Origin of the sequence: Paenibacillus sp. MMO-177 (assembly GCF_037147795.1) — a bacterium.
GTDB lineage: Bacteria > Bacillota > Bacilli > Paenibacillales > Paenibacillaceae > Pristimantibacillus.
This window is the reverse complement of sequence record NZ_JBBCUR010000014.1, coordinates 33,146-58,857: the sequence shown is the minus strand read 5'-3', so window position 1 is coordinate 58,857 and position 25,712 is coordinate 33,146. Positions and strand designations below refer to the sequence as shown.

General features: G+C 46.7%; 20 protein-coding genes. 7 read left to right on the top strand and 13 right to left on the bottom strand.

Annotation, left to right across the window (positions count from 1 at the left end):
* The first annotated feature begins 218 nt into the window (after nucleotides 1-218).
* Nucleotides 219-1,235 (top strand): LacI family DNA-binding transcriptional regulator, encoded by a 1,017-nt coding sequence (locus tag WFK81_RS27830; RefSeq protein WP_336790354.1) that lies wholly within the window; start codon nucleotides 219-221, stop codon nucleotides 1,233-1,235.
* 66 nt (nucleotides 1,236-1,301) lie between these two features.
* Here WFK81_RS27830 and WFK81_RS27825 read toward each other — a convergent pair whose 3' ends face one another.
* Complete coding sequence (locus WFK81_RS27825) at nucleotides 1,302-2,174, bottom strand: helix-turn-helix domain-containing protein (RefSeq protein ID WP_336790352.1); 873 nt, start codon at nucleotides 2,172-2,174, stop codon at nucleotides 1,302-1,304.
* 126 nt (nucleotides 2,175-2,300) lie between these two features.
* Here WFK81_RS27825 and WFK81_RS27820 point away from each other — a divergent pair, with 126 nt between their 5' ends.
* Both WFK81_RS27820 and WFK81_RS27815 read left to right on the top strand, forming a co-directional pair.
* Entirely contained in the window at nucleotides 2,301-4,628 is a 2,328-nt protein-coding gene (locus WFK81_RS27820) for a beta-galactosidase (RefSeq protein ID WP_336790350.1), read from the top strand.
* Nucleotides 4,629-4,811: 183 nt separating this feature from the next.
* On the top strand, nucleotides 4,812-6,278 hold the full coding sequence (locus WFK81_RS27815; RefSeq protein ID WP_336790348.1) for a hypothetical protein: 1,467 nt from the start codon (nucleotides 4,812-4,814) through the stop codon (nucleotides 6,276-6,278).
* Nucleotides 6,279-6,288: 10 nt separating this feature from the next.
* Here the strand turns inward: WFK81_RS27815 and WFK81_RS27810 are convergent, their stop codons facing one another.
* The gene (locus WFK81_RS27810; protein WP_336790346.1) at nucleotides 6,289-7,134 is read right to left on the bottom strand and encodes an AraC family transcriptional regulator; all 846 of its coding nucleotides are present in this window, start codon (nucleotides 7,132-7,134) and stop codon (nucleotides 6,289-6,291) included.
* A gap of 171 nt (nucleotides 7,135-7,305) precedes the next feature.
* Between WFK81_RS27810 and WFK81_RS27805 the strand changes: the two genes are divergently transcribed.
* Entirely contained in the window at nucleotides 7,306-9,579 is a 2,274-nt protein-coding gene (locus tag WFK81_RS27805; protein WP_336790344.1) for a glycoside hydrolase family 127 protein, read from the top strand.
* A 56-nt stretch (nucleotides 9,580-9,635) separates the two neighbouring features.
* Here the strand turns inward: WFK81_RS27805 and WFK81_RS27800 are convergent, their stop codons facing one another.
* The 4 genes from WFK81_RS27800 to WFK81_RS27785 form a co-directional block, all read right to left on the bottom strand.
* Nucleotides 9,636-10,706 carry an alpha/beta hydrolase gene (locus WFK81_RS27800; RefSeq protein WP_336790343.1) on the bottom strand — a complete coding sequence of 357 codons (1,071 nt, stop codon included), beginning with the start codon at nucleotides 10,704-10,706 and terminating at the stop codon, nucleotides 9,636-9,638.
* Between the two features lie 174 nt (nucleotides 10,707-10,880).
* Nucleotides 10,881-12,533 carry a GTP-binding protein gene (locus tag WFK81_RS27795; RefSeq protein ID WP_336790341.1) on the bottom strand — a complete coding sequence of 551 codons (1,653 nt, stop codon included), beginning with the start codon at nucleotides 12,531-12,533 and terminating at the stop codon, nucleotides 10,881-10,883.
* Between the two features lies 1 nt (nucleotide 12,534).
* A complete protein-coding gene (cysD, locus tag WFK81_RS27790) occupies nucleotides 12,535-13,458 on the bottom strand; it encodes a sulfate adenylyltransferase subunit CysD (protein WP_336790339.1) in 924 nt (307 codons plus the stop codon).
* Between the two features lie 231 nt (nucleotides 13,459-13,689).
* Entirely contained in the window at nucleotides 13,690-14,880 is a 1,191-nt protein-coding gene (locus WFK81_RS27785; protein WP_336790337.1) for an MFS transporter, read from the bottom strand.
* Nucleotides 14,881-15,036: 156 nt separating this feature from the next.
* On the opposite strand from WFK81_RS27785, the gene WFK81_RS27780 reads away from it, so the two are divergent.
* Nucleotides 15,037-15,942: a LysR family transcriptional regulator gene (locus tag WFK81_RS27780; protein WP_336790335.1), complete on the top strand. Its 906-nt coding sequence runs from the start codon at nucleotides 15,037-15,039 to the stop codon at nucleotides 15,940-15,942.
* Between the two features lie 171 nt (nucleotides 15,943-16,113).
* Here the strand turns inward: WFK81_RS27780 and WFK81_RS27775 are convergent, their stop codons facing one another.
* Nucleotides 16,114-17,118, bottom strand: coding sequence for a tRNA dihydrouridine synthase (locus WFK81_RS27775; RefSeq protein WP_336790475.1), 1,005 nt, complete (start codon nucleotides 17,116-17,118; stop codon nucleotides 16,114-16,116).
* 401 nt (nucleotides 17,119-17,519) lie between these two features.
* Between WFK81_RS27775 and WFK81_RS27770 the strand changes: the two genes are divergently transcribed.
* Both WFK81_RS27770 and WFK81_RS27765 read left to right on the top strand, forming a co-directional pair.
* Nucleotides 17,520-18,050: a cupin domain-containing protein gene (locus WFK81_RS27770; protein WP_336790333.1), complete on the top strand. Its 531-nt coding sequence runs from the start codon at nucleotides 17,520-17,522 to the stop codon at nucleotides 18,048-18,050.
* Nucleotides 18,047-18,178, top strand: a complete 132-nt coding sequence (locus WFK81_RS27765; RefSeq protein ID WP_336790331.1) for an AraC family transcriptional regulator — start codon at nucleotides 18,047-18,049, stop codon at nucleotides 18,176-18,178. Before WFK81_RS27770 ends, WFK81_RS27765 begins: the two co-directional genes overlap by 4 nt.
* Nucleotides 18,179-18,266: 88 nt before the next feature.
* Here the strand turns inward: WFK81_RS27765 and WFK81_RS27760 are convergent, their stop codons facing one another.
* The 6 genes from WFK81_RS27760 to WFK81_RS27730 form a co-directional block, all read right to left on the bottom strand.
* Nucleotides 18,267-19,646: an ABC transporter substrate-binding protein gene (locus tag WFK81_RS27760; RefSeq protein ID WP_336790329.1), complete on the bottom strand. Its 1,380-nt coding sequence runs from the start codon at nucleotides 19,644-19,646 to the stop codon at nucleotides 18,267-18,269.
* Nucleotides 19,647-20,087: 441 nt separating this feature from the next.
* Nucleotides 20,088-20,942, bottom strand: a complete 855-nt coding sequence (locus tag WFK81_RS27750; RefSeq protein ID WP_336790327.1) for a sugar phosphate isomerase/epimerase family protein — start codon at nucleotides 20,940-20,942, stop codon at nucleotides 20,088-20,090.
* A gap of 41 nt (nucleotides 20,943-20,983) precedes the next feature.
* Nucleotides 20,984-22,021: a zinc-dependent alcohol dehydrogenase family protein gene (locus WFK81_RS27745; RefSeq protein WP_336790325.1), complete on the bottom strand. Its 1,038-nt coding sequence runs from the start codon at nucleotides 22,019-22,021 to the stop codon at nucleotides 20,984-20,986.
* A 14-nt stretch (nucleotides 22,022-22,035) separates the two neighbouring features.
* Complete coding sequence (locus tag WFK81_RS27740; RefSeq protein WP_336790324.1) at nucleotides 22,036-23,202, bottom strand: Gfo/Idh/MocA family protein; 1,167 nt, start codon at nucleotides 23,200-23,202, stop codon at nucleotides 22,036-22,038.
* Complete coding sequence (locus tag WFK81_RS27735) at nucleotides 23,199-24,194, bottom strand: ABC transporter permease (RefSeq protein ID WP_336790323.1); 996 nt, start codon at nucleotides 24,192-24,194, stop codon at nucleotides 23,199-23,201. The genes WFK81_RS27740 and WFK81_RS27735 overlap by 4 nt, the downstream gene beginning before the upstream one ends.
* The gene (locus tag WFK81_RS27730; protein WP_336790321.1) at nucleotides 24,175-25,683 is read right to left on the bottom strand and encodes a sugar ABC transporter ATP-binding protein; all 1,509 of its coding nucleotides are present in this window, start codon (nucleotides 25,681-25,683) and stop codon (nucleotides 24,175-24,177) included. Before WFK81_RS27730 ends, WFK81_RS27735 begins: the two co-directional genes overlap by 20 nt.
* Between the last annotated feature and the right edge of the window lie 29 nt (nucleotides 25,684-25,712).

Genomic DNA, 25,712 nt, shown 5'->3' with positions numbered 1-25,712 from the left:
GTTGTAGCAGCAAAAACATATTTATCCGAAACGTTTCGGAAATAGAACAAAAAAAATTGAAGCTGCAGTCTTCAAAAGTGCGTTTCTCTAATCCCTCTCTTTCCAAAACGTTTCGGATACTTTATAATCGAATTATAGATCAAGTTGTAAGCATTTACAAGCATGAATTTTATAAATAAATGGTTGTTCTTTATCTCAATTTCTTGTGGAGGCAGGATATGGTTACGATTAAAGATATAGCAAAATCCGCGGGGGTCTCTGTAACGACGGTATCCCGTGCATTAAACGGCTATGACGATGTCAATGAAGGCACCAGACTTAAAATAAAAACGATAGCGGAACGGTTGGGGTACAGCCCGAACATGGCGGCACGGTCCCTCATCTCCAAAAAGACAAAGACGCTTGGACTGCTGTTATCCAACGTGACAAGAGACAGCTCCAAGGATAATATTGCCTACGAGGTATTATGCGGAATAAATGATCGTTCCGGCGAGCTCGATTACGATCTTGTCCTATTCAGCACAACTCCCCAGAAGCAAATTATGAAATCATACAAAACCTTATGCCAGGAGCGAGGCGTGGACGGAGTCATCATTATGGGAATCCGTTTGGATGATCCCTATCTCAAAGAGGTTGTGTCTTCCGATATTCCTTGCGTTCTCATTGATATTAAGCTGGAGGGGCCAAATGTCGGGTATGTGACTTCCGACAACACAAACGGCGCGTTTGAAGCCGTCAATCACCTTCTGGAGCTGGGCCATCGTCATATTGCTTTCATCAATGGCCATGCGCAAGCCGACGTCAGTTTGCTCAGGCAAGAGGGGTACCGTCAAGCTCTTGAGCAGCATGGCCTATCCTTTGACGGCTCGCTCGTGTTCAACGGACAATTCTCCGAGCAAGGCGGACGCGAGGCTGCCAAACGCGTTATTGCCGCCAAGCCGCAAGTAACCGCTATATTTTGCGCAAGCGACTTAATGGCAATTGGGGCCATGCAGGGAGTCAGGGACATGGAGAAAAAAGTTCCCGAGGACATCTCTATTATTGGCTTTGACAACATCAACCTTACCGAATATTGCAGGCCGGCGCTTACTACCGTCCACCAGCATAAATACGAGCTTGGCTATCATGCCGCGCAGCTCTTGATCGATATGCTGGAAGGCAAAGAAACGAACCATCATATTACGCTGGCTACTCAGCTTATCGAACGGGAAAGCGTACAGAAACCAAATGCTTAAAAAGCGTGAAGGCAGTCACCTACGAGGCGGCTGCCTTCACGCTTTTATCCAAGCCGTATTTTTCCTTCAAATAGATTCTCCTGCCAGTACTCTAGCAATTGCAGCCTGCTCACGTTTTCGATACACAGACGGTGTCTCGCCGAAGGACTCCTTAAATTTGCGCGTAAAATAAATGGTACAGTCAAATCCGACATCCGACGCAATCTCGTTGATCTGCCTATTCGTCCCTGTCAGCAGTTGCGCCGCCTTCTCCAGTCGAATCTTGCTTAATATATTCAATATCGTATCTCCTACCTGTTCTTTAAACAGGTGCGACAGTCTTGAAGTAGACAGACAGCTCTTTCTTGCCAGCTCGGGAACGCATATCTTTTGTGCGGGGAACAGCTGAAGCTCATGCAAAATTTGAGCGATTCTTGGATCCATGGAGACTGAACTCTCTTTCATGCAAGTCTGCTGAATATATATCAATGCCTCTTCTAACGCAATCTCCGCTAGCCGGCGATGTAGTTCCGAGCTCCCTGCAGGGGATTCATGTCTCACCATCCGTAATAATGCTTCTAGAATACTGTTTCTCTGCTCATCAACCCCAATGTGTCTGTAAAAAAAGCGTTCTTCCGATCCGGGAAGCCTAAGCCAAGTGCTCCACTCCGGATCGGGAACAAAGTGCACCCAAATAAATTCCCAGGCTGTCCCCTTTGTTCCGTAATGATGAGGGACACCGGGCATGAGAATCGTAACGTCTCCAGGTTGACAGTTAACCGCGTTTTGAGAGTTTTTTTGGACATGACCTTCGCCGGAAACGGTATACATTAATAACCAGTCTCTGCTGCCGGAAGGGCGATGAACGGCATATTCAGCAGACTCGTTATAATGGCCAGCAATCAGGATCCCGTATGGCCGGTCGATATGAATAGCATAATCGGTTTGTTTTTTAGCCAAATCGGTACTACCTCACATTCTTACGATTATCCTACAATTAAAAACAATTGCTTCTATTAAAAAACGATCAGCAGAGCAAATTATCGTGCATCGAATAGAACATATCATAAGGAGGCTGTACGGGCAATGACTGAGGTTTCCAGACTTAATCTATTGAATTGCAATCAAGTGGAAGTTCGCCCGGGAAAACTGGGGTCGAGCGGCGGGTATAATCCAAAAGGAGAATCCTTTGGTTTCACCAATTATTTTATGACTAAGAACAACAAGCCGTTTATCCCCGTAGTTGGAGAGTTTCATTTCACTCGCTTCTCCTACCTGCAATGGGAGGAAGAGTTGCTCAAAATGAAAGCCGGTGGCATTCATGTGGTGGCAAGCTACGTCTTCTGGAATTTTCACGAGGAAGAAGAAGGCGTGTTCGACTGGAGCGGCAGCCGAAACTTGCGGCACTTTATCGACCTGTGCGCGAAGCTGGAGTTTCCGCTTATTTTGCGGATAGGTCCGTTCTGCCACGGCGAAATCCGTAACGGCGGCATTCCGGACTGGGTCATCGCAAAGCCTATCGAGATCCGCTCAAACGACCCGGGATACTTAAAGCTGGCCAGAAAACTGTACCGGGAGATTGCGGTGCAAATGAAAGGCAGCCTATATCAAGAAGGCGGTCCTGTCATCGCCGTTCAGCTAGAGAACGAATTTATGCATTGCGGCGCCCCAAACGAAGCATGGGGTTATAAAACCGGTAAATTCCTGTCTTCGGGAACGGGCGGCAACGAGCATCTGGCAGAACTCCGCCGAATCGCCGAGGCTGCGGGAATTAAGCCAATGTTCTTCACCGCGACGGCCTGGGGCGGAGCGGCTGTTCCGGAAGAAGGCTTCCTTCCGATGCTGGCAGGCTATGCCTATACGTCCTGGATTCCCAATCAACCGCCAAGCCGGGAATTTATGTTCCGCGATTTGCGGGTAGTACCGGCTGAACCTGTAAACTTTGACACGAACGAATATCCGGTCGCTTATTGCGAAATGGCCGGCGGTATGCAGGTAAGCTATAATGCCCGTCCCTCCGTGCCTGCTGCCAGCATTGAAGCGATGACGCTTGTGAAGCTTGCAAGCGGCAGCAACCTGGTCGGCTACTATATGTATCACGGCGGATCTAACCCGGTTGGAAAAAACGGCTATCTGAATGAACAATATCTGCCGAAGATTACGTATGACTATCAGTCGCCTCTGGGAGAATTCGGCCGCGTGGGAGAGTCTTATGACCGTATTCGCTCCTTGTCCCTGTTCCTGGAATCATTTGGTTCCGTTCTGGCGCCTATGACAACTGTTCTGCCGGAAGGCCAATCGGATCTAGAGGTAACCGATACTTCAACACTCCGGTGGTGCGTCAGACAAAAGGACGGCTCCGGCTTCGTGTTCCTTAACAACTTCCAAGACCAAGTCGATCTGCCGCAGCGTCCATTCCGCATTGAGCTGGAAACAACCCGCGGCACGGTCTCCTTCCCCTTGGAAGGAGAAGCGCTGTTACCGTCTAACAGCGGCATTGTGTTGCCGTTTAATTTAAACCTTCATGGCGTTTCCTTAATTAGCGCAACTACGCAATTGCTGACGGAAGTGCAAGACAATGGCGAGCGAATTGTTTTCTTCTATGCGCATGACGGCTTAGCTGCTGAGTATGTGATAGCGAAATCTTCTTTGTCTCATATTGACGTTAACGAGAGTCAAATTAGAGATGCAGGCGACAACTACGTGATCCGGCCGATCGTTGGCAAGAACAGCGGCATTTTGTTCCGGACGACAGACAATAAGCCGATTCGATTTATGACGCTGTCCCGTCAGGAAGCGCTGCAGACCTACCGTTTCGAACTATGGGGACAATCTAGAGTTGCAATCTGCAGTTGTCCTGTTGTTTCTCATCTTGATCAGCTCATATTCACATCGCCAGGAAATCCGGAATTTAAGGTCTCCCTATTCCCGCCGCCAGCGAATGAACTTTACACGAATAACGGAATGGCCGTACAGCTAAAAAGAGAGGGCTTGTTCCACACGTATTCGCTGGATGTTCCAGTCTATACGCCAGAGCTTGACATCGCAAAGCCTTCCGATCAAACAGCAATTCTGCAATTCCATGACAGTGACTGGCCCTCCCATGTTGAAGACGTATGGCTCGAGATTGATTATGACGGGGATGTCGCCCAGGCATTCTTAAATGACAAGCTGCTTACCGACCATATCCATTTCGGAAAAACATGGAGCATCGGCCTAAAAGACTTTTATAATCAACTCGGGCACGCTACGCTTCATCTAACCATTACTCCTTTGCGCAAAGGAACGGTCCATACCTTTATTAACCAAGCTCAGGTCGAGAGGTTTGAAGGCGTAGAGATCGCGGTCTTCCACCGAATTGAAGTCATTCCGCATTATCGGATAAGCCTCCTGCCGGTAATCAATAAAAAATAGAAAAAAAGAGAAGCCGTCTTATGGTCATGATATGACAATGAGACGGCTTCTCTGCTTTAATCATTGAATTAATAATTTATTAAGAAATTGCTGGTATAGTGACCATAATAAGCATAAGAAGGGAGAACGGTCTGAGCTGATTCCTCTCTCCTACTACGACGATCCAGAGGTGGATGCAAAAAAATGATGCGCCGAACAAACCTCCTAAATTGGTCCATTCCGTTTTTAACGTTCCTGCTTGCATTACTCCTGTTTCCAACGAGCAGCTATAATGATTCGGATACGTTCTGGCATATTGAAAACGGCAGGTATATGATCGAACACAAAACCATTCTTCATCATGCCATTCATACGTTTTACGGGGATAGTCTTCCGTATATCCCGCATGAATACGGCTTTGAATTAATCGAAGCAGCTCTTTACCTGTTATTTGGCTGGCCGGGTATCTACCTGCTTACGGCCGTCAGTTTTGGTGTTCTTATGCTTGGGCTCTACCGGCTAATTAAAATATCCAGACTAGAGACAGGCTTTGAGGATATGCCGTTTATATGTACGCTTATATTATTTCCGGCAGGATTTTGGATTTACTACGTTTACTTTACAAGCCGACCGCAAATGATGTCCGCCTTCTTAATCGTCTGGTATTTCGTCTGGATGAGATCCTTCAAGATGACCGGAAGCCTGCGTTACGGCGTCTTGATGGTTCTTTGCTCCTGTTCTATCGCCAATATACATGCAGGCGTATGGCCGGTTATTGCCGTTTTTTCCGGCATGCAGATCTTAGCAGACTTATGGGAGAGATCTCTGCGTGTTCGCCACGTCATTGTTTATGGCGCAGCAGCACTTGCCGCACTGGTGAACCCTGGAGGGATTCGCAGCATAACCTATTTGTTCGTCGTCACCCGGCATCATTACAACCATCTCATTAATGAATGGAAGCCTATAGATTTTTTGGATTGGGAGAACATCCCGATTGTGCTGATGCTCCTATTTTTTGCTTATATCCTTCCATTCTCCCTACATAACAAGATATTCAGGTTTATGATGATGGCTGGTATTGTCTATCTTGGCGTCACCAACTACAAACAAAACTTATTTCTGTGGCTATTCGTCCCATACTTTGCTGCAACGTCCATCTCTTATGCACCTGGACTTCGTTACCTTGCCAAGCTGCGTATTACGCCTAAGCCGAAAAACGTTGCATACGGGCTTGCAGCCGGACTTGTCCTTAACAGCATTATCGTATTTGCGCATCCGCCTCAGGTGGACGATAAAAATTATCCCGTAGACGAAATGAATTATATTCTTGATCGCCAGAGTAACGGAACGCGACCAAAGGTTCTCTCCACATACGGAACATCCGGATATGCCATGTATCGTGGTGCTGACGTATTATGCGATGGGCGCGAAGACCCGTTTATTACCGAGGCTTCCAAAAGCATATTCGGCTGGACGGCTTTCGAACGTTCCATGTACGGCTTCTCGGACAAACTTCCCGAGATTGTAAATGCCGATCAACCGGACTACCTCATCATTCCAATCGATTCATCACCCCAGCATCGGAAGCAATGGGAAACCGCGTTCGGCAAACCCGTATTTTCGGGACATTATGGGTTCGTTTATGATATCCGTTCCAAGCCTAAAGACTAGCCGTTTTGGTTTATTTATAAAATAGAAGCCGGTTGGCATAGGCATTCCGGTAGTCGGTTGGAGTCAATCCCGTGATCCTCTTGAAGCTGTGCATGAACGGATGGCTGTCCGGGTAACCAAGCCGCTCGGAAATCTCTTTAATACTTTGATTGGTATCAGCCAGCAGCGATTTAGCGGCATCCATCTTCTCCTGAAGCATAAATTGTTTCAGCGGAATTCCAGCGATCTCAGAGAAAAGGAAGGACAAATACTTGGCATTATAACCAAAGTGCTCAGCCAATTGGCTGACCTTCAGATTCTCATGCCGATTCCACTTGATATAATCCACAATGTCGTTAAAAAGCTGCTGCTGCTTCAGCTTTTTGCCCGATTGGTTCTGAATGAAATACAGTTGATTGTACAACTCGCATAATATTCCCGTGGTCAAATAATTGTTGAGTGTCTGCTCCCGGTAGCTGCGGACGGAATCCTGCAGCTGCTTGAGCAATACAATCAACTTATCCGGACTTCGGAGCGTTCCTTTTTCCGGAATCCATACCTTCCCCTGCTCATACCCCGGATCATTCTCTTCGAGCTGGTAACCGTCCTGAACCGCAAAATGAAGCCAATAAAAGCTGCAGTCAGACTCCCGGTAGCCGGCCTGCTCGGCTCCCGGGGGCATAAGCAGGAAGTCGCCCTCGTTCAGGACATGGCGCTCGTTGTCCTTGGCTATATATAACGTACCCCTGGTCTGGATAAACAGCTCAAACTCATGCAGCAAGCGGTGCATGTGCATCCACTCCGGATTTGGCGCCACGAATTTCCCGGTCATTACCAGGGTTACCGGCCGGTCTACACGGAAGCTGAAGCTGGTCATAAGCCATCGCCCTTTCTGCCCTTTTTACACCTCATTGTAGAATAAATCAAGCAAATCGGATAGTTCCCTCCAAATTAACTTCCTTTTTGACACATAATCAAACCTTACGCCATTTACCGGAACCGCCAGCTAGTAATAAGCTTTTATCATATACGGGAGAGGATGATGTTCATGAAAGCATTAACAGGCATTCCGGCTTTGAATCATTTTGGACTGAACCGGGTGAAGTTGTTCAATGAATACCAAACAAACGCCTTTCAGAAGGAATTGGATTATTTGCGCAGCTATGACCTGGACCGGCTGCTTGCCGGATTCCGGGAGACAAACGGCCTGCAACCGAAAGCAGACAAATATCCCGGCTGGGAGAATACCGAAATCCGCGGGCATACGTTAGGGCATTACTTAACGGCCGTATCCCAAGCCTATGCTCAAACGCAGGATTCCGGGCTGCTGGAGAAACTGAAATACCTGGTTGCAGAGCTTGCGGAAGCCCAGCAGGAGAGCGGTTATTTATCCGCTTTTCCCGAGACGTTGTTTGACAATGTGGAGAACGGAAAGCCGGCATGGGTTCCTTGGTATACCATGCATAAAATCATTGCCGGGCTTATTGCCATCTATCACGCGACCAAGCTGCAGCAGGCTTGCGAGGTCGTGAGCCGGTTAGGCGATTGGGTTGCAGACCGTGCCTGTTCCTGGTCGGAGGAGCTTCAGGCTACCGTTCTTGCCGTAGAATACGGCGGCATGAACGACTGCATGTATGATTTGTACAAGCTCACCGGCAACAGCCTGCATCTGGAGGCTGCCCACAAGTTTGATGAGATCAGCTTGTTTGAAGCGCTTCGGGAAGGAAGGGATGTGCTCAAAGGCAAGCATGCCAATACGATGATTCCGAAGTTTATCGGTGCCTTGAACCGTTATTTAACGCTTGGCGAAAGCGAACGCGGCTACCTGGAAGCGGCGGTTAACTTCTGGGATACCGTCGTCTACCATCACAGCTATATCACTGGCGGCAACAGCGAATGCGAGCATTTCGGAGAGCCGGATATTCTGGACAGCAAACGCTCGGACGTAACCTGCGAGACCTGTAACAGCTATAATATGCTGAAGCTGACGAAAGAGCTGTTCAAGCTCACGCAAGACAGCAAATACGCCGATTTTTACGAGAAAACATATATAAACGCCATCCTTTCTTCGCAAAATCCGGAGACCGGCATGACGATGTATTTCCAGCCGATGGCCACCGGTTACTTCAAAATTTACAGCTCGCCCTTTGAACACTTCTGGTGTTGTACGGGTACGGGCATGGAGAGCTTTACCAAGCTGAATGACAGCATCTATTTCCATTTGGACCATAACCTTTACGTCAATCAATTCTACAGCAGCAGACTGGATTGGAGCGAGCAGCAAACCGTTGTTACGCAGACAACTTCGCTGCCGCATAGCGACCTTGTGCATTTCACGGTAAGCACAAGCAGCCCCAAACGGCTTGCTATTCATATTCGTGTCCCTCATTGGGCTGCCGGAGAAGTCGACATCGTCCTTAATGGGGAAGCCGTTATCGCTTCCGTTCAGCAGCAGTATGTTGTTCTTGACCGGATCTGGAAAGACGGAGATACCATTGATGTTCGCATTCCAATGAAAGTTACTTTCTCCTCTCTTCCCGATGCGCCTCATGTCATTGCCCTGCAGTACGGTCCTATCGTTCTAAGCGCAGCGCTTGGCAAAGAAGATATGGTCGAATCAAGAACAGGCGTTATCGTTAACATCGCGACAAGAAGGATCGCTGTGAAGGATTATATCGTACCCCAAGGAATGAACGTGAAGGAATGGCTCAGCCGCTTCGACAAGCATGTCGTGCGTCTTGGGAATGAACTGGCCTTTTCGCTTATAAACACCGATATGGATGAGCGGTTGATCTTTACTCCCCACTATCTGCAGCACCAGGAAAGATACGGCATTTATTGGACCCTCCTGGATGATGAATCCAAGGAACTGCGGCAGCATATGGAAGCTGTGGACCGCGAACGGAAGTTAAAAGAAGCTACGATAGATTCCGTTCAAGTTGGCAACGATCAATATGAATTGGAGCATCAGATCGAAGGCGAGCGCACGCATGGCGGTACGTGGGAAGGATTAAACGGAAGGATGGCGGAAGCCGGAGGATGGTTCAGCTATCGGATGAAGATCCAATCGGGAGCCTCGTTAGCGGTTACCTTTAACCGCATGCATACGAACAGAAGCTTTGATATTTACGTCGACGATAAGCTGCTGGCAACCGAGAGCTTTCCCGACGTTTGGAAGAGAAATTTCTATGAAACGCTGTTTGAGCTTCCCGATACTATAACAGCTGGCAAAACATTCGTAACCGTTAAGTTTGTTCCGAATGGGAAGATAAACGGCATTTATGGCGTTCTAAGAACAATCCGGCATACGGCAGAAAAATAAACAGATGGGACGCTTCTGGTTTTTGACCAGAGGCGTCCCTTTTACTGCTACCCTTATTAAAGCGTCTCCTGAACAACACCCGATTCAGCATACTCATCGCTATTTCTAAATATCAAGCGGCTAAAATTGTAGGCACCGTTATTCCAAACCTTGAAATCGTGAAAACCATCCTTCATCAGAACTTGATAATAAGGTCCAAGATGATTCCCCGCTTGGTCTATTAGTCCCTCGATCGATTTGGCATAGCTGGTAATGGCTACGCCATCGGCATCACCGCAAGTCATATACAGCAGCTGAAGCTTATGATCGGATGACGCGAGGCTTGCTCCAAGAACATTGCCGCCGCTCGATGTGGGGGCATTCGAAAAAGCACCGACATAAGCGAACAAATCGATCATACCGGACGTGAGCACCGTTTGGTCCAGCCCGTTGTTCCAGGAACTCTCGGTTCCCGTAAATCGCGTCGAGTCGTATCTGTAACCGCCGACAATCAGGTTCAGAGCTTGCATTCCTCCCATCGAAAGCCCGGCGATCGCTCGATGCGCGCGATTATATAGGATTCCCTCAGGAGATGTGTCTGTTATGTCCGCGTAAGTTTTGTAATTGGATTCGATAAACGGAATCAAATCGTATCTCAGCTCATAATCGAAGTAATAGAATCCCAGCATATTGGTTCCCTCGGTCGTAAAGGAAGAATCCATCCAGTCATGGGCGCTTCTTCCGTTGGGGAATACGACGATCAGCGGTTCGATGTCCCCCTTTGCAATGAGATTATCGAATAAATTGCAAATGATAAATCGCTCGTCAACCTTACCGTTGCTGCTTAACCACTCGAATTGATTCCCGCCGACTCCATGAAGCAAATACAATACATTGTATTTGACGGCGGTATCGTTTGGGTCATAACCCGCAGGCAGGTAGACATTGCATTGTTTCCAGATGGTATCGCCTGAAACGACTTCTCTTCCCGCTTCGCTGATCGCGATGTTCCGATCGGTGACAAGCTGCCGCGATATATTAATATAGTTGCTTACCTCATAGGAAACCTCTTCGATTGTACCTTGAAGCTCTTGATTAACAGACCTTAGATACTCGGCGGGTACCGCCGTCACTTTGATATCTCTCATGGTTCATTATCGTCCCTTCGGTCGCATGGTAATAGTTTAATATTAGCATGACGATTAAGGACGACGTAACCTCACAAATTATATGTTTATCATAGAATATAAAAGAGCACTGCGTTAACACAGTGCTCTTTCGAGTGTCGATAAAGTCCTTTGGACTTTTCGGCGCTTTTAATTTTATATGGAATAACTATCTTGAATGAGAGCCTTCACGACACGCTTCACGACATCTTTAGCTGCTTCCTCGATCGAAGCAGCAACTTCGATTGGCAAAAAGGCTTTACCAATTATGTCTTGCGCAATGGCTTGGTCATTGTCGTTCATAGAACCGGCAGGCACCAATGCAATAAGTCCCGCATCGTTTAGCAATGTGGCATAAGCCGCGATTTGCCGCACGGATTCTCCTGATCTGTTATCGATCAGCATCGTATGGTAACCTCTCGCTACCAAACGTTTCTCGACTTCCTTCGCAAGAGCCGTATTGTCCAGACCGGAACCCGTAAGCCAAAGCGTTAATGGCTGCTGTCCTTTTTGCTGGGCACGAACATCTCTGGTGACTTCCGCATCGATCCGAACGGCATTGTTAGAGCTTTGAAGAGCCTCGTCAATAACGCCGCAAGCGGATGTCATATTCGTTACGCGATCGATGAGAATAAATCCGCCGATGCTTTTATTTTTTTCAAACGAGTCAAAAACAATACCATCCGCTAGTGAAAATTCGCATTTAGCCAATTCATTCTTAACCACATGATCAGCTGTAACCGTATTGCCTGTATTAATATCGATTTTATAGTTAATTGCCGTCACTGTACCTGGAAGAACCTTCGTACCTACCTTCACCAGAGCATCTTTGCCCGGCGTCAGGACGGAATCATCCATCCAAAGAATCGTGGCGCTAAAGCTGTCAGCCTCTTGGAGCTGATTGTCCTTCGTAAATACGCAACCCCGCGAAACGTCGACTTCCCGGTCTAATTGAATCGTGACGGGTTGCCCCGCATGAGCCGAATTTCTGTCCTGGTCCGTTACTAAGATTCGTTTAACCTTCGCCTTCTCACGGCTAGGCAGCGTTATCAGTTCATCGCCAACCGCGATGCTGCCGGCTTCAATCTGGCCTTGGAATCCGCGGAAGGTGTGGTCCGGTCGGCATACCCGCTGAATGGGCATCATGAACGGCTTCGCTTCGTCGCTTGTATGAACATCAACACTCTCCAAATACGGCAGCAAAGGAAGACCCTTGTACCAAGGCGTATTCGGCGATTTCGTCGTAATGTTATCCCCTTCCGTTGCGGAAACAGGGATCACTTGAATGCTCTCGAACAGAAATTCTGTGGTGATGCGAGAGAATTCTTCTTTAATTTCGTCAAATTTCTTCGGATCAAAATCGACCAAATCCATTTTGTTTACCGCCAGAACCAGATGCTTAATCCCCATGAGAGCGCAAATCCGGGTATGGCGCTTCGTTTGAGTGATAATTCCTTTGGTTGCGTCGACCAGAATAACGGCAAGATCGGCAAAGGATGCGCCTACGGCCATGTTGCGCGTATATTCTTCATGCCCCGGCGTGTCCGCTACAATGAACGAACGGTGATCCGTCGTAAAATAACGGTAAGCCACGTCAATTGTTATCCCCTGTTCGCGTTCCGCAAGCAGCCCGTCAAGAAGCAAGGAGTAGTCGATTTTGCCGCCGCGGCTGCCCAGCCTGCTGTCCAGCTCGAGCGCTCTCTCCTGGTCGGCGAACAAGAGCTTAGCCTCATAAAGCATATGTCCAATCAAGGTGGATTTGCCATCGTCCACGCTTCCACAAGTTATAAATTTAAGCAGACTCTTCATCTTAGAAATAGCCCTCCCGTTTGCGTCTCTCCATGCTTCCCGCTTCTTCCTGGTCGATTACCCTTGTTGTCCGTTCGGAGGATACCGCACCAAGCGTTTCCTCGATGATCGCATCCAGCGTGTCCGCCTCTGAAGGGGCACCGCCAGTCAGCGGATAGCAGCCTAATGTGCGGAACCGCATCTTTGCCATTTCAATCTTCTCGCCTGGCTGCAGCTTCATCCGCTCGTCATCCACCATAATCATCTGACCGTCACGGTTGACGACAGGCCTTTCTTTCGCAAAGTAGAGGGGAACAATATCAATGTTCTCTCTGCGAATGTATTGCCAGATATCCTTTTCCGTCCAGTTGGAAATCGGGAATACGCGGATGCTTTCACCTTTATTGATTCTGGTGTTGAAAAGCTTCCACATTTCCGGCCGCTGATTTTTCGGATCCCAGGCATGATTCTTATTGCGGAAGGAGAAAATCCGTTCCTTCGCGCGCGATTTTTCCTCATCGCGTCTTCCGCCGCCAAATGCAGCCGTAAATCCGTATTTGTCCAGGCCTTGCTTCAAAGCTTGGGTTTTCATAATATCCGTATAGGCGGAACCATGATCGAATGGGTTGATCCCTTGCTCAATCCCTTCCTGATTGGAGTGAACAAGCATCTTGATTCCGAATTCTTTCGCTTTGCGGTCGCGGAATTCAATCATTTCTTTGAACTTCCACGTTGTATCGATATGAAGGAATGGAAACGGCGGCTTCTCCGGATAAAATGCTTTCAACGCCAAATGCAGCATCACGGAGCTATCCTTACCGATCGAGTACAGCATGACGGGATTTTCGCATTCCGCCGCTACTTCCCGAATAATATAAATCGCTTCAGCCTCGAGTTGATCCAGATGTGTTGTTGCATCTATGGAATCAAGCATCAAATTGTCCATGAAAAAGTGCCTCCCTTTAATCCTTACTAAATCTATAGGCTATATTTTATATCGTATCAGATTTTCACTTTGTTGCAAAGTGGAATAAAGTATTTTCTTTTATTTTTTTGACGCGTCGGTTTTCAAGAAAAGGGAGGACGCAACCGTACACCTTTCAGATTGTATAATTCCATTTTAGGAAAAAGCGCGGCGATCAGATAACGCAGGAAGTCGACGATTGGCTCATCCCCATCATGATCCAGACTGAACCGGCCGCGGATCATTTCCCGCAGAGATAAATTTGGAGTTCCTCAGAAGAATAATTACCAAACTCAATAATAATGAAAACATTCCCACTAGTACGACGTATTGTGTACCCATCCCTGATATAATTAGCCCGCCAACGGCAGAACCCAGTGTTGTTCCTACATTACAGGAAGCTATGAATACTCCATTTGCAAAGTCAGGCGCTTCAGGAGCTGCGGATGCAATCAAATATTGATTTATATTGGCCATTATTCCTCCGGCAAGTATTCCCCAAATGAAAGTAACAATTGCCATTGGTACGGTAAACTGCCCCGCGAAGATAACAATGATGTAAACAGCGCCCATGAGCAAAGGAAAAGATATTACTGGCTTCAAGGAACTACTAGATAGTAATTTGCCTGCGACAAGATTCCCGATAATATTGGCTGCACCAAAAATGAACAACGTTAAACTTATGACATTCGAAGGCATATGCGTTACTGTTTTCAGATAATCCGTAATGTAACTATAAACTCCAAAAACAGAAGAGTTCAATAAAACGACAGCCACAATGGAAAGCCAAACAATCGATTTTTTTAATACGGAAAGTTGCGTACTATATGAAAGCCTTTCTTTAACGGGCATAGATGGTACGAAGATCAATGTAGCAATGAATACCATACCGTTAACCACTGCAAAAAATGCCATCGCCATTTCATACGAAACGGCACTGTCGATGAAACTGGCAATCGGTACTCCGGCTACCATACCAGCAGAAACTCCTATAAATACTTTAGCAACCGCTTTTGGCGCTTCTTCTTTTTTTACGGAGGAAGCAGCTGCAGTAAACGCCATCGAACAATAAATCGGATGAAAGAAACCCAAAATTATACGAACAACTAACAGAATCGTAAAGTTAGATATAAATATGGATACAATATTTCCCAGAACAAAAACACCTAATACAAGTAACATGACCTTTTTGCGATTTATACCTGAAAGCAATAACGGCATCGTAGGACCAGATACTGCAATCGCAATGGCAAAAAGACTCACCGTCAATCCAGCTTTTGCTACGCTGACATGAAAGTGATCAGCAATGGAAGGCAATAACCCAATAACGCCCATCTCGGTATTTAAGATACCAAAAACACCGATGGTTAATATTAATATCAGTAATTTATTTTGATTCTCCATAATCTCCTACCTTCGTTAATAGATAATGTTGTTTCATCTTTCGAAACTTATTTTAGATATTCATTTAACATATAACAAATACTTATATCTCATATCATGATATGCTTTAAAAGCATCGAAACGTGATATCATACCCATAAGAAAGGAGCAGTGTTTATGGAACTTAGAGTTTTGAGATATTTTCTTACAGTTGCAAGAGAAGGCAGCATTACAGGCGCTGCTGATTTTTTGCATCTTACACAACCAACCTTATCAAGACAATTAAAAGACCTTGAACAAGAATTAGGTAAAAAGCTATTTAACCGCAGCAGTCACAGCATCTCTCTTACGGATGAAGGAATGCTCCTGCGGAAGAGAGCAGAAGAAATTGTTAATATGGTCGATAAATTAGAGAGAGAATTCAGTTCCATGGAAGAAACAATAAGTGGCGATGTATACATTGGTGGCGGGGAAACTTACGCGATGAAGCAGATTGCACACGTAGTAAAGGAGTTGCAGTTAAATTATCCAAATATACGGTATCACCTGTTCAGCGGCAACGAGGACGATGTGACTGAGCGGCTTGACAAAGGCTTCCTTGACTTTGGTATTTTAATTGATCCTGCAGATTTGTCGAAATATAATCACATAAATATCCCAGACAAGGATGTCTGGGGCGTTGTGATGAGGAAAGACAGTCCTCTTGCTGTTAAGGATACCATTCAAGCAGCAGATTTATTAAATGTTCCGCTTATATGCTCACGCCAAGCCATACAACAGACATTGTCTAAAAATGAATTTGTGGATTGGTTTGGTGAAGAATTTGAAAAGCTAAACATCGTGACTACATACAATCTTTTATATAATGCTGCTATCATGGTCGAAGAGGGCATCGGCTATGCCATAACCATTGATAAAATTGTGAATACGTCTAACGATAGTAAACTTTGTTTTAGGCCGCTGAAGCCAAGACTTGAGTCTGGCTTAAATATTGTTTGGAGAAAACATCAGTTTTTTTCCGTTGCTGCCGAACTGTTTTTAAATGAAATACGACAGAAATTTTCAAGTTCTTTATCCATTTGACTTTGCTTCCTTTTAACCACCTTCATCCTGGTACAATCTTCCCGTCAATCCGTGTAACGAGACTTAAAATAAAATTTGTTTGCATTAAAAAAGCCATCCTTCACTGAAAGGATGGCTTAGTTTTATTACTGATCCTAAATAGGTGTTTACATCTTCGCCTTATAAAACTAATCAAAATTTGAGATCGAGTTGATGGACACATTCTGCCCCATCATTCTCCTCGCCTCCAAGTTTACTCAGAATTGCATGCGCTTCACTTGTTGATTTGGCGTTCATCAAGCTGTTTCTGAGTTCACTTGCCCCTCGAAACCCACGGACATAGATTTTGAAGAAACGGGTAAGCGCACTAAACGAACGTGGCACCTCTGCTGAGTATTGATCATGCAGATCCAGATGGAGCCGCAGCAGATCAAGCAATTCCGCACTGCTGTGCTCCTTCGGCTCTTTCTCAAAAGCATATGGATTTTGAAAAATACCGCGTCCAATCATAATACCGTCGACACCGTATTGCTCAGCAAGCTGCTGGCCGGTCTGACGGTCAGGGATATCCCCGTTAATGGTCAGAAGTGTATCTGGCGCCACCTCATCACGAAGCTTCTTAATCTCCGGAATCAGTTCCCAATGAGCTTTTACTTTGCTCATTTCCTCTCTTGTCCGCAGATGAATGGACAGATTAACAATGTCTTGTTTCAAAATATGGGTTAACCAGCCACGCCATTCGTCTACTTCACTAAAACCAAGCCTTGTTTTTACACTGACAGGCAGTCCCCCGGCTTTGGCGGCTTGGATGATTTCCGCTGCGATTTCAGGACGGCAGATCAGGCCGCTGCCCTTCCCATTCTCAGCTACATTCGCCACTGGACAACCCATATTAATATCGATGCCTTTGAATCCTTCTTGCGCCATTCCGATGCTCATTTCACGGAAAAATTCCGGCTTATCTCCCCAGATATGTGCTACAATGGGCTGTTCATCTGGGGTAAAAGTCAAGCGCCCGCGTACACTTTTGTTTCCCTCTGGGTGACAATAACTCTCCGTATTGGCAAACTCCGTAAAATACACATCCGGTCTGCCCGCTTCGCTTACGACATGGCGAAAAACAACATCCGTCACATCTTCCATGGGTGCTAGTACAAAAAAAGGTCGTGGTAAATCGCGCCAAAAGTTTTCTTTCATCATTAAAAACCCCTCTATGCCTACCAGAACAATCGCTGTCCCGAGAATAGTAAAATACTTAGTACACGCCTTATTATAAACTGAAAAGCGCCATGATGGGTATGTCACTTCGTACCGTCAACAATGTTTCGTAATTACACCATAGTTGCCTGTCTAATTATAGATTTTTCACCTTATCGATTATAGAGCTTTATTGAAAGTGATTGAAGTCATTTAAATCTAAACATATCATGAAAGAAATAAAAACCCCCTGTCCTCTAATATCCTTTTACTTTTACAGCTTCATCATCAGTGAGCTGTAATACATTTTTCCCCCAAACACTTCTCAGCTCTAGATGATGGATTCATAACGATCTCCCTTTGCATGTAATCTATATATGCTGTATAGGAGGCGAACCATATTGGACCTAGAACACCATCCCTATCTTGTTCCTAATATCTTTTTGTTTATTGATCGAAGATGTTATCCTGATTGGACCATACAAAAGGCTAAAATCAGCTTTCACGATCTCACCTTTGTTATCGAAGGAAAGGCTAATTACTATATTGACGGCAAGAAATTCACCGCTGAAGCAGGAGATCTCGTCTATGTTCCCAGCGGCAGTGTGCGGGAAGCTCATACCTTTAAAGATTCTCCTATGCATTCCTATCCTTTTAACTTCTACTGGGCAGATCCTCATAATCATATTCAAATGCCCTTTCAGGGGTTGACGAAAAAGGTTATCACGAAAGAGATCCTAAGCTATCTGCGTGAATTTAACCATGTGTGGATGAGCAAGCAGCCTTATTACCATATTCAGGCACGGGCACTATTCGAATTGATCATCCACCGTCTATTAACCAGCTTTCACCGAAATTTATCAACCTCTATTGATCCCCGAATAAAGAAGCTTATAGAATATTTAACAGAACATTACTCAGATCAGAAATGATGCTTTCTTCCGGTGATTTCACCGTTAAGGATGCCGCAGAGCGCTGCGGCATCCAAGATATCTATTATTTCAGCAAAGTATTTAAAGAGATAAAGGGATATCCTCCATCTGCCGCCAAAATAAAATAATCTTAGTGTTACAACGGCAAAGCAGATGAAAGACAGAGGTCCCCATTACTGTTGCAATGGGGACCTGCTCTTGTCATTCAAAGTGCTGTTACTTCTTCCAGACTTCATCAATAGACGACTGGAATTGCTCTTTGTATTTGTCAATTACTGTGGATACCGATACACCCTCCAGAATATCGCCGACCATTTCATAGTAAGGCATATTCGGATAACCATCCTTTCCGTCAACTCTATTAATAGTTTCTCCTGCTGTCTTGGCGTTATGGATATCATCCTCATTGCTAAATAACGTTTCCAGCGTGGCCTGCTTCGGATAATCATAAATTGAATCGATATCATTGATTTTCTCATAGATATAGACCAACTGCTCAGGATGCTCTATTACACTCGGAATGGTCATGTAGTTCGGAATCGTCAAATGCGAGTGATATGCCGCCGCGCTAGGTCCTTTAGGAAATGGCAGGAATCCGATATCCATATCCGGCATATCCTTTTTGAAGCCATCCATCTCATAATCGCTTCCCGCGTACATCAATGTGTTGCCTTGACGAAAGAACTGCCCAGGTTCCGTCCAGTCTCCGCCTTCTGTAGGTCTAGAGATGTTTTCCGTAGCAAGCTTGGAGATGAACTCCAGGGTTTCCTTTGTTTTCGGATCCTCCAAATTCTGTTTATCACCTGCGACCAGATTGGCGTCATTGGAAGCCAGCGCCTGCACCAGAATATTGGCTGTAGCAACCCCCCATGTATCCAGCTTACCGTTATTGTCCGTATCTTTGTTAGCTTCTTTGGCAACTTGTATGAAAGTATCCCAATTCCAGTTATCATCATTCACATAATCCTGCAGTGGCTTCATGCCTAATTTATTCATCAGAGTACGGTTATAGAAAATACCTGACGATGCGCCGTTAATTCCGGAGCGGAATCCATAGCCTCTGCCCTCATACTGCGAATAATCGTTTGTATATTGCTGAATAAATACTTTGTCATTCTTCGTATATTCGTCTACAGGAGAGAACAGCTCCTGCTTAACAAGTGATGGAATCATCCACGGTCTCGCCATCCGGATAATGTCGCCGATCGGTTCTCCGGCAAGCAGCGATGCTGTAACCTTGCTTGAATATTCTGCATAGTCAACTATGACATATTCAATCTTAAAATTATGCTTTTTCATTAGTTCATCCAGATTCTGCTTTCGCTTGATATTATCCGGATTATCTTCCTTGATGGATTCGTCATACCAGGAAACCCATTTAATCGTTCGATCGCCCATGTCGAAATCCATTTCAGGTGTTCCGGTATCATCCTGAATTGCAGCAGGAGTTGCATCATTGGCTTCCGATTCCGAAGAAGTAGGCGTACTGTCGACTCCTACATTGTTGTTCTTGTTATTGCCGCCGTTGCTGCTGCATCCAGCGGCCAATAACAGAATCAGAATCAACGACATAAGCAGCGAATTCCTTTTCCACATCTTATATCCCCCCTATGATTTGGCTGTCTCTTCTGAAGTACAGCGCTTACAATAAGAAATGTTATCTGCTTTCCGGCAAACAAACCATGGATAATCTAAACTTGATTTGTAAGTTTAAAACATTAATTCTATAAAGAGATCATTCAGACATACATTTTTAAAACAATTATTCCAAAAAGTCAAAAAGTAGGTGCGCAAAATCGGAAACAATAAAAAAAGAGCACTGCATAAACGCGATGCTCTTTTTTATCAGCTACTTGGCATAGTACCACTTAATATTAAGTGTACCCTTTTACTTCTTTGCCTTATAAAACTCATAATTCAGCTTCATCAGCGCCCTCTTCTCAATCCGCGATACATAGTTTCGGCTAATGCGGACCATCCTGATCAACGATTATAACGAAATGAGCCTGCACATGGCAGGCTCATTTTGGGATATGATTATTGCTCTTTCTTCCAATCCAGTTCGACCAGTTTGGACTGCAAGAAGGCAATGTTCTGCTTCGCGTACCAGTCTGGATCGGATTGACGCGAGTGGAACCCGATTTCCGACGTCAGATAGCCTTTGTAGCCGACATCCTTCAATGCGCGGAGTACGCCATCGAAGTCGCAGCGTCCATGACCTGGCGGAAGCCGGTCGCTATCGGAGAGATGAATATGATGAAGCTTATCGGCCATGCGGTACACATAATCACTTGCGACTTCATTTCGGTACAATGAGTGGAACGTATCGAACATGAGCTTGACGTTATCCTGACCGGATTGCTCGCTCAGAAGTAGCGCATCATCCGCGGATTCAACGAGATTGCTGTCAGTCGGCGTCGGTTCGACGACCATGGTAATGCCAAGCTCCTTCGCATATTTCGCAACTTCGACGAGTGCCTCAAGACTGTAATCCCATGCTTGCTTCTTCGAGGTTCCGAATACAGCCCAACCAGCCAGGTAAATGACGGTTGGACACTCCCAATCATGCGCTAAGCGAAGTACTTCTTTATAGTGATTGATCGTATATGCTCTTTCCTCTGCAACCGGCGAACTTGGATTGTGGCCCGGACCGCCTCCAGGAGCCGGCAGCAAAGAGGATACGCTCAAATTCTCTTTCTTCAGCAGCTGGAGAATATCTTTGCGACGCTGCGCGGACACATGATCAGGCCATGCGTGCGGGCTGGCGCAGCCGATTTCAATGCCATCGTAGCCAAAGGAGGCAAGACGATGAATGACTTCTTCTAACGGATATGAAGGCACCCACACCGGAAAGCTGCTGTACACCCATGTATTAAACGAAATTCCTTTCACACTAAACACAACCTCTCGTATTTATTTCAATCTTGAACGGATCAATCCCAGATAAACACTGCCTTTTCCGTTAATCGCTCATCAAACATCCGGAATGCGGTCGCAGCTTCATCCAGCTTAAACGTATGAGAAACTAGCTTCTCGACAGGCAGCTTGCGCTCGATAATGAAGCGTGTAATTTCATCGTATTCGAAGATGGGGAAGTACCAGGAGCCTATAACCGTGATTTGCTTACGGATCAGCTGATTGCTCGGATCGATCGTCAGCTCCCGGCCTTCGCCGATAAAGGCTGCACGGCCATGTGCCCGCAGGCAGTTCAACGCCGTGTTCTGCGCATGCGGACTGCCGGAGCAATCGATCGCCGCATCCGCGCCGCGGCCGTTCGTAATTTCCATGATACGTTCCAGCACTTTTTCTTTTGCGTTAATAACATGGTCCGCGCCCAGCTCTTTGGCCACTTCAAGACGTTCATCCAGCATGTCAACCGCTATGACGGTCGCTCCTAAGCCTTTAGCAACCATGACGCCCGCTCCGCCCATGGGCCCTAAACCAAAAATAACGAGTGTGTCTCTGCCGTTAATGCTCAGGCGCTTCTGGGCATGGTACAGCGTACCAACCGCATCGGTGGAAACCGCCGCGACGAGGTAGCTCATCTCATCCGGAATACGCATGCAGTTCTCTTCCGGAACTACGACATAATCGGCATCGCCGCCGTGCGTATCGAAGCCGATGCATTTCCATTCCGGACAGAACATCTTGTAGCCGCTCTTGCAATATTCGCACTCACCGCAGCCGATCGCCAAGTAGACGGCAACGCGATCACCGATCTTGAAGCGCGCAACCCCGTTTCCTACCTGTGTAATTTCACCGGCTGGCTCATGTCCGGGATGGATGCAGCCGGATTTCGTCGTCCCTCCGCCTACGACCGGATTGCTGCCGTAGTAGAGGCTCATGTCGCTGCGGCAAATGGCCGATGCCTTCATCTTAATCAGTACCTCGCCGCTGCCTGGAACAGGAATGGGTACTTCTTTCACTTCCACTTGTTTATCGCCTGGAAAAACAACAGCCTTCATCTTCATCCCTATTCCCTCCATTAGTGTTGAACTTGAACCCAGCGCTCTTCTTTATCGCTTATAAGAATCGCTTCCATAATACACATCGATAGATGCCCGTCTTCGAAGGTTGCGAAATTCGCCTTATCCTTCAGCGGGTTCTTGCCTTCCCGTATATACTTGTAATACTGCAGCATCATGTTCTTCACCGAATCAGGCCAACCTTCCGTATGCCCGCCAGGATGATGAATGGAAGGTCTCGCTTCTTCGAGGAACAATGCCGGATCTGCCATCAGCACCTCATTGAAACGATCGCGATGGCCAATCCATAAACTAGCCGGCTCCTCCTGCTTCCAATAGGCGGATTTACGGCTGCCGTTCAATTCAAAGCTAAGCGCATTCTTCCTGCCGGCGCTAACCTGTGATACCGTAAAGGCTCCCTTACTGCCATCGTCGAAGCGGATAAGCACCGATGCATAATCCTCCGTATTGACAGGTATATCTTCATATTCTAAAACCTGCTCCCCTTTGCTTGCGCCGAATGTAATTGCATGGGATACTGGCTTCTTTCGGATTGGATGCACGGTCCATAGATCAGCGAATACTTGCTTAATTTTCTTCCCTGTTACATATTGAACAGTATCGCACCAATGGGAGCCGATATCCGCAATAGCTCGCGACCTGCCGCCACTTTTTTCATCCAATCGCCAATTGTAATCCGTTTCGTACAGCAGCCAGTCCTGCAGATAGCTGCCGTGTACGGCATTGATCCTGCCGAATTCATCCTGCTTCACCATTTCCGACAGCTGCTTCATCATCGGATATTGCCGGTAGTTAAAATTAACGCCGTGCACGACGCCGTGCTTGCGAGCTAGTGCCACCAGCTCCGCAGATTCGGCACTCGACATGGCCAGAGGCTTCTCGGACAGTACATGCTTGCCGGCCTCGATGATTTCGCGGTTGATCTGATAATGCAGATGATTCGGCGTGCAATTGTGAACGACCTCAATGTCAGGATTGCGGAGCAAATCCTTATAATCTCCATAGGCAAGCGGCACGCCGAGCTGATCGGCTTTATTCCTCGCGCTTTCCTCACCGTTCTGGGCCAAGGCTATTACTTCTACAAATTCCAGTCTGCGTACGGCCTCAATATGGGCAGGTCCAATAAAACCGGTTCCGATAATACCCGCTTTAATTTTTTTATTCATTTTTTTACAGCCTTCTTGCCGAACAAGACAGCCAATATAATAATGAGACCTTTAATCATCATTTGTTGACTGACATCGAGGCCCATAATAATGAGTCCGTTATTAATCGTGCCGATCATAAGTGCGCCCACTAAGGTACCGATGATCGTGCCGACGCCTCCGAACAAGCTCGTTCCGCCGAGAATGACGGCCGCAATGACGGACAGCTCATCGCCTTCTCCGAAGGAGAAGCGTCCCGCATTCATCCGTCCGGCATAGAGCAGACCAGCCAGGCCAGCCATTACACCCGTACCGAGGAAAACCATAAGCTTGATGCGCGCGGTCTTCACACCGGAGAATTTAGCTGCATTCTCATTGCCGCCTGTAGCAAGCGTCTGTCTGCCGAACGAGGTTTTGCGCAGGAGCACATGCGCGATGATCGTAAACACTACAACCCACAGCAATAGAACAGGAACCGGACCGATATCGCCCGAGCCGAAGATGAAATTAAAATGGTTATTGATGATCGGAATCGGCGCCGTATCGGTGATCCACATTGCCATCCCTTTAACAGCTCCCATTGAACCAAGCGTTACGAGGAAGGAAGGAATAGCCGCCTTCGTTACAAGCAAGCCATTTATAAGACCGATCGCAAGCCCCGTGCCGACACCGGCGATGAGTCCGCCGATCAATCCGAAGCCGGATTGAAGAGCCAGCGCGCCCGTCAGCGAGGATAAGGCGGCGATGGAGCCTACGGACAGATCGATTTCGCCCGTGCTGATAACAAATGTCATCGCAAGGCCCATCAACGAAATAGTGGCCGTCTGTCGCACGATGTTGAGCAGATTGCCCGATGTCAGAAAACCATCTTCGAACAAAGTAGCCGAGAAATAAATAAATACGCCGATAAAGGCCAGATAAACGATGTAGTTCCTCCATTGAAAACTTTTTATGGATCCGAGCACGCCCGGTTTGTTGTCAGATTTGGTTATACTAATATCCCTGGATTGCATATTGCAGCTCCTCCTCAGATTGAATCTCCTTGCGCTTCATCTCCCGATTGATCTTGCCTTCGTGCATGACAAGCACGCGATCACTTAGTGCAAGAAGCTCCGGGAGTTCTGAAGAAACAACGAGTATTGCCTTGCCGTTTGCGGCCATTTCGCGGATGATATCGATAATTTCGGTTTTGGCGCCGATATCGACGCCGATCGTCGGTTCGTCCAGCAGCAGAACATCCGGTTCAGTGGCAAGCCACTTGGCCAGAACAATCTTTTGCTGGTTACCGCCGGATAACAGGCCGCTTTGCTTATAAATGTTGTCGGTCTTGATATTTAGCCTTTCAACGAGACGCTTGCTGATCTCATTGGATTTCTTGTTGTCGATCAGCATCCCTTTTTTCACCTTTGAGAGAATCGGGAGGATCATGTTATCACGGATACTGTGCTGTAAAACCAGTCCCTGCATCCGGCGGTCTTCCGGAATTAAGGCAATCCCCGCATCAATTGCGTGCCGTGCGCTTTGAATTTTCCGCTTCTTCCCGTTTACATAAACCTCGCCGTTGTCCATCGGATCAATGCCAAAGATCGTACGCAGCAACTCTGTTCGCCCGCTCCCCATGAGACCGGCCACGCCGATGATTTCACCGGGCTGGATTTTCAGGCTGACATTGTCCACCTTCGTTCCCGCTGTGACGTTCCGAATCTCGAATACGGGCGGTACATCGGTAGCATAGTCGCGTTCCACCCACTCAAACGCTTTGTCGAACTCCGCGCCAACGATATGCTGAATGACCGAGTCAAGCGTTGTTTCCTTGATAATTTCCGTCGTGATTTTACGGCCATCCCGCAAAATAGTAATGCGGTCACAGATCTGAAAAATTTCATCCATGCGGTGGGAAATATAAATGATCGCATAACCCTTTGCCTTAAGCTGATTAATGAATTTAAACAGTACTTCCGTCTCCGTCTTCGTCAGTGACGAGGTTGGTTCGTCCATGATGAGAACCTTGGCTTCCTGCGACAAGGCCTTTGCGATTTCGGTCATCTGCCAATAGCCAACTCCGAGCTCCTGTACAACATCTGACGGTTTTATATCAACACCTAGTTCTTTGAGCAGCTTTTCAGTCTTGCGCGCATTGTCTTTGTCATCGAGCAGCCCCAAAGAGGTTTTGGCTTCACGAGTTAGATAAATATTCTGAGAGACGGTTAATGTCGGAATTAAACTGAACTCCTGAAAAATCATCGATATTTTATTCGCCCTTGCATCTTCATAGCTTTTAATGCTAACCGGCTTTCCTTCGATCACGATGTCTCCTTTGTCGGCCGTGTAGACGCCGGTAAGAATCTTCATAAGCGTCGACTTGCCGGCTCCGTTCCCGCCCATTAGCGCATGAACCTCGCCTTGCTGCACCGAAAAGCTAACATCATTCAGAACACTAATGCCATTAAATGCTTTAGAGATATTTTTCATTTCGAGAATGGGTTGTTCCACTGCACTCACCTTCTTTATTTGGAGGCCGCCAATGAGCA